This window comes from Promicromonospora sp. MEB111, assembly GCF_030209445.1.
Taxonomy (GTDB): domain Bacteria; phylum Actinomycetota; class Actinomycetes; order Actinomycetales; family Cellulomonadaceae; genus Promicromonospora.
In genome coordinates this window covers 46,437-53,020 of the sequence record NZ_JARVSD010000017.1, presented here as the reverse complement: position 1 = coordinate 53,020, position 6,584 = coordinate 46,437, and the positions used below count along the sequence as shown (strand labels likewise).

At 75.6% G+C, this 6,584-nt stretch carries 6 protein-coding genes; 3 read left to right on the top strand and 3 right to left on the bottom strand.

The annotated features are described in order from the left end of the window. A partial coding sequence (locus QRN56_RS21210; RefSeq protein ID WP_502928823.1) for a lipase family protein occupies window positions 1-1,338 on the top strand: 1,338 nt, incomplete at its 5' end. 11 nt (window positions 1,339-1,349) lie between these two features. Here QRN56_RS21210 and QRN56_RS21205 read toward each other — a convergent pair. Next, window positions 1,350-1,757, bottom strand: coding sequence for a phage holin family protein (locus QRN56_RS21205; protein WP_285106591.1), 408 nt, complete (start codon window positions 1,755-1,757; stop codon window positions 1,350-1,352). Between the two features lie 14 nt (window positions 1,758-1,771). Between QRN56_RS21205 and hisC the strand changes: the two genes are divergently transcribed. Next, complete coding sequence (gene hisC, locus QRN56_RS21200; RefSeq protein ID WP_285106590.1) at window positions 1,772-2,860, top strand: histidinol-phosphate transaminase; 1,089 nt, start codon at window positions 1,772-1,774, stop codon at window positions 2,858-2,860. 57 nt (window positions 2,861-2,917) lie between these two features. Here hisC and QRN56_RS21195 read toward each other — a convergent pair whose 3' ends face one another. After that, complete coding sequence (locus QRN56_RS21195) at window positions 2,918-3,817, bottom strand: helix-turn-helix transcriptional regulator (protein WP_285106589.1); 900 nt, start codon at window positions 3,815-3,817, stop codon at window positions 2,918-2,920. 102 nt (window positions 3,818-3,919) lie between these two features. Between QRN56_RS21195 and QRN56_RS21190 the strand changes: the two genes are divergently transcribed. After that, window positions 3,920-5,440 carry an MFS transporter gene (locus QRN56_RS21190; RefSeq protein WP_285106587.1) on the top strand — a complete coding sequence of 507 codons (1,521 nt, stop codon included), beginning with the start codon at window positions 3,920-3,922 and terminating at the stop codon, window positions 5,438-5,440. 44 nt (window positions 5,441-5,484) lie between these two features. Here QRN56_RS21190 and QRN56_RS21185 read toward each other — a convergent pair whose 3' ends face one another. Beyond that, window positions 5,485-6,495 (bottom strand): acetylxylan esterase, encoded by a 1,011-nt coding sequence (locus QRN56_RS21185; RefSeq protein ID WP_285106567.1) that lies wholly within the window; start codon window positions 6,493-6,495, stop codon window positions 5,485-5,487. Window positions 6,496-6,584: the final 89 nt, after the last annotated feature.

Sequence of the window (6,584 nt, the reverse complement as noted above, 5' to 3'; positions counted from 1 at the left end):
GCCTGGCCGGGCGCGACCGGGTGCGCGCCCGGCGCCCCCGCGCCGGCGGCGCCGGCGGCACTGGCCCTGGACGAGGCGGTGCGGGATGCGGCACGCTCCCTGGCGGAGCGGGCCGACCGGTGCGACCTCCTGGGCTGGCGGCTGCTGCGCGCGGCGGGCCTGTACGAGGAGGCGGAGTCGACCGCGCACCGCCTGGTCGGTGCGCTCGTCACGGCCGGCGCGTTCGGTACCGGGGTGGCGTTCGGCAGCCTGGGCTGGGCGGCCCTCGTGGGGGTCGGCGCCGCGGGCGGGGCGGAGGTCGCGGTGCGCATCGCCGGCGGTGCGGTCACCCGAGGCCTCTCCACCTCGGTCACGGGGTGGGCCGGGGCGGGTGCGACCCGTGGTCTGGCGCCCTGGTCGGACGAGGTGTTCGCGGGTCTGGGCGGCGGCGTCGCGCTCACCAGGCCAGGGCTCGCCCGGGACCGTCCGGGCGTCGCCGGAGGGGCCGGTGTGCTCGCGCACGTGGCGCGCGAGGTGCCGGTGCTCGGCAACGACGGTGAGGGGCTCCGGCTCACGCGGCTCGGGCCCCAGGACTTCGCGCACGGCGCCGTCCCGGCGTGGTCGACGAGCGGGGCGCGGTCGGTGCAGGAGGCGCTGGCCAGGATCGACGACCTCTACCCGGGCCCCGGCGGCGCGCCCACGGCCACGATCGCGGTCCAGCGCGTGACGGCGGCGGACGGCGCGGTGTCCTGGACGGTGCTGGTACCGGGCACCCAGTCCGCGCTGCCCGCCGACCACCCCTGGGACGGTCGGACCGACCTCGAGCTGGTCGCGGGCGAGCTCGACGGCGCCACGGCCGCGATCGAGAGCGCGCTGGCGGACTCCGGCGTCGGGTCCGACGAGCCCGTCACCCTCGTGGGCCACAGCCTCGGCGGGATCGCGGCCACCGCGCTGGTGTCGCGGGCGGGGTTCGCCGAGCGCTACCGGGTGGGCGGGCTCGTCACCGCCGGTGCGCCGACGGGCCTGCTGACCACCCCGCCCGGCGTCCCCGTGCTGCACCTGGAGACCCCGGAGGAGCTGGTCTCGCACACCGACGGCCGGTCCGCCGTGGAGAACCCCCGCACGCGCGACCGCCTCACCGTGGTCCGGTCGCTGCGGGACTCGGCAGCGGCGGGCGACCGGGCGGCGTCGGGCAGCCTGCCGCAGGCACACGCTGTCTCAACGCACGTCCGGACCCTGGACCTCGCCGTCGCGTCGGGCGATCCCCGGGTGACGGAGACGGCCGACCGGATCGGCGCACGGCTGGACGGGCCGGCCGCGAGCACCGTGTTCTACCGCGCGGAACGGACCGGGTCGTGACCCGGGACGGATCAGTCCGAGATCCGCTTGGGCAGGAGGGCCAGCAGGATGGTCTGCACCACCGAGATCACGATGGCCGCCAGCACGTACCACCAGAAGCCGCCGTTCACCTCGAGGCCCCAGTTGGGGGTGTCCGAGAACCAGGTCTGGTTCGTGATGAGCGTGGTGATCCACAGCATCAGCGCGTTGATCAGCACCGACACCAGGCCGAGGGTCAGGATGTAGAGCGGGAGCGAGATGAGCTGGACGATCGGCTTCACGATCATGTGGACCAGGCCGTAGACGATGGCGACCACGATCACGGCGAGGGTCGTGCCGAGTGTGGTCCCGTTGCTCACGACGTCCATGTGAGAGCCGAGGATCAGGGCCGACAGCCCGATCGCGAGTGCGGTGATGAGGATGCTGGCCACGAGCTTCATCCGGTCATCGTGGCATGCTGACCCCCGTGGAAGAAGCATTCGTACCGCTCCGCGCGGCCGTGTCGGCCCTCCCCGCCTACGTTCCCGGCGCCCGGGTCGCCGCCGGCGCCCAGGCCTGGAAGCTCTCGTCCAACGAGAACCCGTATCCGCCGCTGCCGTCCGTGCTGGACGCCATCGCGCGTGGCGCGGCCGAGGTGAACCGTTACCCGGACATGTACGCCGGCGAGCTCGTCGAGGCGCTCGCGGCCCACACCGGTGTGGCGCCCGAGAACGTGGTGGTCGGCAACGGCTCGGTCGCCGTGCTCGCGCACGTGCTGCAGGCCGTCGTCGAGCACGGGGACGAGGTAGTGTTCCCGTGGCGGTCCTTCGAGGCGTACCCGATCGCGGTCGCCGTGGCAGGCGGCAGGGCGGTCACCGTCCCCGTGCAGGAGGACACCGGCCGGCTCGACCTGCCCGCGATGGCGGCCGCCGTCACGCCCGCCACCCGCGTGGTGCTCGTCTGCACGCCGAACAACCCGACCGGCCCCGCGGTGCACGCCGCCGAGCTCGAGACCTTCCTCGCGGCCGTGCCCCGGGACGTGCTCGTCGTCGTGGACGAGGCCTACCTGGAGTTCGTCCGTGACCCCCAGGTGGCCGACGGCGTCGACCTGCTGCGCCGCCACCCGAACGTGGTGCTGCTGCGCACCCTGTCCAAGGCCTACGGGCTGGCGGGTCTCCGCGTGGGCTACGCCGTCGCCGAGCCCCGGCTCGCCGCGGGCATCCGCGCGGTGTCCACGCCGTTCGGCGTCTCGCACCTGGCCCAGGTCGCCGCGCTGGCCTCGCTCGCGCCCGCCGCGCAGAGCGAGCTGATGGAGCGGGTCGACGCGCTGGTCACCGAGCGCACGCGGGTCACCGGCACCCTGCGGGAGCAGGGCTGGGACCTCCCGGACACGCAGGCGAACTTCGTCTGGTTCGGGCTCGGCGAGGCGACGGTGCAGCGCGCCGCGGAGGCGAAGGAAGCGGGCGTCCTGGTGCGCCCGTTCGCGGGCGACGGGCTCCGCGTGAGCATCGGCGAGACCGAGGCGAACGACGCGTTCCTCGAGATCGCGGCGACCTGGCGCTGACGGACGACCCTGACGGACGACCCTGACGGACGACGCTGCCGGACGAACTGAGCCGGCTCAGCCGATCAGCGCGTCCGCCAGCACACCGTCCCGGGCGGTCCAGGCGGGCGCGGCGCCCACCAGGGAGTCGAGGCGCTCCAGCCGGCGGGCCGAGTCGGCGTCGGCGGGGGTGAGCACGACCATGCGCTCGCCCCGGTCGCGGTCGAGCCACAGGCTCTGGAAGACCGTGTCGAGCCTGCCCACCCGGGAGGACAGGTAGCGGCGCAGCTGTCCGGGCCGGTCGCCGCGCACCTCGTGCTCGTCCCAGTACCGCACGAACTCGGGCGAGTGCTCGCGCAGGCCGCCCAGCAGCCCGCTCCACCTCGGGTGGTCCCGGAACTCGGCCTCCCGGGCGCGCAGCCGGCCAGCGAGGTCGCGGAGCACAACGTCTGGCTCCACGAGGCTGTCGCGCCACTCGTCGTTCATGAACAGGAGCCAGGCGCAGTTCCGGTCGGCAGGATCGACCGCGTCGAGGTCGCCGAACAGGAACCGGTAGCTGCGGTTGGCCGCGACCAGGTCGTACGTCGCGGTCTGGATGGCGGCGGGAAAAGGCAGCAGCCGCTCCAGGAGCGCGATGTGCTCGGGGCGGACAACCATGAGCGGGTTCGGCGCGTCGGCCCTGGTGTCAGCTGCCCGGCCGGCCAGGATCATGAGGTGCCGCCGCTCCTCGGGGCGCAGGCGCAGCGTCCGTGCGACGGCGTCGAGCACCTGGTCCGACGGGTTGGGCGCCCGCCCCTGTTCGAGCCACGTGTACCAGGTGACGCCCACCCCGGCGAGCTGGGCCACCTCCTCGCGGCGCAGTCCGGGGGTCCGGCGCCGGCCGGCCTGCGGCAGCCCGACGTCGGCCGGGGTCACGCGGCCGCGGCGCTCCCGCAGGAAGGCCCCGAGCGCCTTGTGGTCCGGTGCGGTACTCGTCACCGGACCAGTGTCACCCCGCAGGGCGCGGGCAACCAGGTGGTGTCAGTACCCGTATGAACAGGCTCCTGGTACCAGGATGTCGAACGGCGCACGGTCGAGGACATGACGACATCCCTCCGCGCGGCGGTCGACCACGGTGCGCTGCTGGACCACCCGGGAGTTCCGGCCCGGCCCCTCCCCGCCGCGGCGCCGGCGCTGACCGCCGGCGGCCTCGCCGTGCTGCTGCTCGCCTTCCTGCCCGTGAACTTCACGTTCGGCGCGGTGAACCTGCTGGTCCCCGCGATCGCGGCGGACCTGGGCGCCGGCCCGTCCGGTGGGGCGCTCGTGCTGTCCGCCTACACCACCACCTTCGCCGCCGGACTGGTGGTCTCGGGACGGCTGGGTGACCGCTACGGCCGCCGGAGGCTGCTCAGGATCGGGCTGATCGCCTTCGGGGCGCTGGCCGTCCTGACCGGGCTCGCCCAGGACGTGGTCTCCCTCGTGGCCCTGCGCGCGGCACTGGGCCTGGCCGCCGGGCTGTTCACGCCCCAGGTGCTGACGAGCATCCAGGCCACGGCGCCCGACAGGCTCCGCACCCGCGGGATCATCCTGTTCACGGCGGCCGGCGCGATCGCCTCGATTGCCGGCCAGGTCGTGGCGGGTGCGACAACCGTCGCGCTGCCGGAGCACCTGGCCTGGCGTGCGGTCCAGGCGATCACGGGTCTGATCGCCCTGCTGGCGCTGCCCGGCCTGCGCGCCGTCCCGGAGTCCCGCTCGCCGGCGCCGCTCGGACTCGACCTGCGGGGCGCGGCGCTGCTCGGGGGCGGGCTCGTGGCGCTGGTCGTACCGCTGACCCTCGGCCCGACGGCGGGGTGGCCGGCCTGGTCGCTCGGCCTCCTGGCCGTCGCCGCGGTCACCCTGACGGCCTTCGGCCTCGCCCAGCGCGCCACCGAGCGACGGGGCGGGCTGCCCGTGGCGCCGCCGAGCGTGCTGCGGGTCCCGGTGGTGCGGATCGGCCTGACCATGACGCTGCTGTTCTTCGTCTCCTACGGTGCGTTCCTCTACGAGGTCTCGGAGTACTCGCAGACCGCCTGGGGCGCCGACGGCTGGGACGTCGCGATGCTGACGCTCGGCTTCGGCGGAGGATTCTTCGTCGCCGCGCTGCTGCTGCCGGGCGTCCTGCGCCGGGTGGGGGCGCGCATCATGGTCTACGCCGCCACCGGTCAGGCGGCGGCGCTGCTCGCCATCGCGCTGGTCATCGGGCTCGACGACGGCCGGACCGCCCCGCTGGCGCTGCAGCCGCTGCTCGTCGGGCTCGGTGCCGCGCAGGCGTTCATGTACGGGCCCGCGCTGCAGACCGTGCTCTCGCGTACCCCCGGCTGGGCGGCCGGCGTCGCGGGCGGGCTGCTGACCACGCTGCAACAGCTCGGGATCGGGCTGGGCGTGGCGCTGCTGGGCGGCCTCTTCCACGCCGTGGCCGGCCTGGCGGGTGGGGCCGCCGGCGGTACCGCCGCGGCGGACGCCACCGGGACCGGGTCGGGTCTCACCGTCGGCCTGGTCACCGCCCTGGCCGTCCAGGCCGGGTGCGCCGTCTTGTTCGCCCTGCTGGCGCACCGCGTCGCGCACCACAGCGCCGCGGGCTGACCGGTGCGACGCCCGGAGGCCCGGAGGCCTGGCCGGCGCCCGGGTCAGCCCGCCAGGCAGCGCGCGATGTGGGCCCGGGTCGCCGCGGCCGCCCGGGCGTCGAGGTCCTGGTCGCCGGGGTAGTCGGCGTGCCCCGCCGGCAGGGTCTCCAGCTCCAGCGTGGGGCAGGCCGGTCCGCCGGCCCGGGTCGCGGCCACCGCCGTCACCGCGTTCGCCACGGCGAACTGCCCGGGCGGCGGCACGGCCGCGTCCCACAGGGCGCACTCGCAGCGCACGGGGATGCGCAGGTACCCGGCCGCCGTCGACGTGTCGAAGTAGCGCAGCACGTCCCGCGCCTCCGGGTGCTCGGCGACGTACCGGCGCACGGCCTCGCCGCTGCCCGTGCACTCCAGGCCGAGGCGCACGTCGTACTGCCCGAAGCTCGGCACCACGAAGGTCGCGCCCACGAACCGGCGGTCCCAGGGCACGGCCAGCGCCCCGATCCCGCCGAAGCTCGCGCCCACGTAGTAGAGCGGCAGGTCCCCGGCGATCTCGACGAGGGCGTCGGCCGCGTGCCACAGGTCGACGGCGCAGCGGCCCAGCGCGTAGGTCTCCACCGAGCCGATGCCGTGCACCACGTGCTCGGCGGCGTTGTCCGGGGCGCCCACACCGACGTTGAGCGCCCCGAGCCCGCGCGCCACGGGGAAGACGACGGCGGCGTCGTCGGGCACGCGGGCGAGGTCCGGCGCGTCCCGGCCGCCGTACCCGTGGCCGTGCACCACGCCGACCCGGGCCGCGCCGTCGGACGGGAGGGCGAGCCAGCCCCGCAGCCGCAGCCCGCCCGCGCCCGTGTGCTCCAGCTCGTAGAGGTCGTGCGCGCCCTGCCGGCCGAGCGACGTCAGCCGCGGCTCGGGACGAACGGCGCGCGAGGCCACGAACCACCCGTGCCACAGCTCGGCGAAGCCCGCGGGCGCCGGGACCGGCTCGACGGCGAGCAGCGCGTCCAGGTCGTAGCCGTAGGTGCCGTCGATCGCGGCGTCGGGAAACCAGGCGTCGTACGGCTCGGGCAGCGGCATCGGACCAGTATCGGCGTGGGGCCCGCCGAGACGCGGACGCCGCGCGGAGCACGCCGCGGCCTGGTCGCCGATACCCGGTCGCACCCTTG

Excerpts from the sequence above, each read along its gene's own strand:
- QRN56_RS21205 (WP_285106591.1), bottom strand. The coding sequence starts at position 1,757 with ATGAAGCTCGTGGCCAGCATCCTCATCACCGCACTCGCGATCGGGCTG.
- hisC (WP_285106590.1), top strand. The coding sequence starts at position 1,772 with ATGCTGACCCCCGTGGAAGAAGCATTCGTACCGCTCCGCGCGGCCGTG.
- QRN56_RS21190 (WP_285106587.1), top strand. The coding sequence starts at position 3,920 with ATGACGACATCCCTCCGCGCGGCGGTCGACCACGGTGCGCTGCTGGAC.
- QRN56_RS21185 (WP_285106567.1), bottom strand. The coding sequence starts at position 6,495 with ATGCCGCTGCCCGAGCCGTACGACGCCTGGTTTCCCGACGCCGCGATC.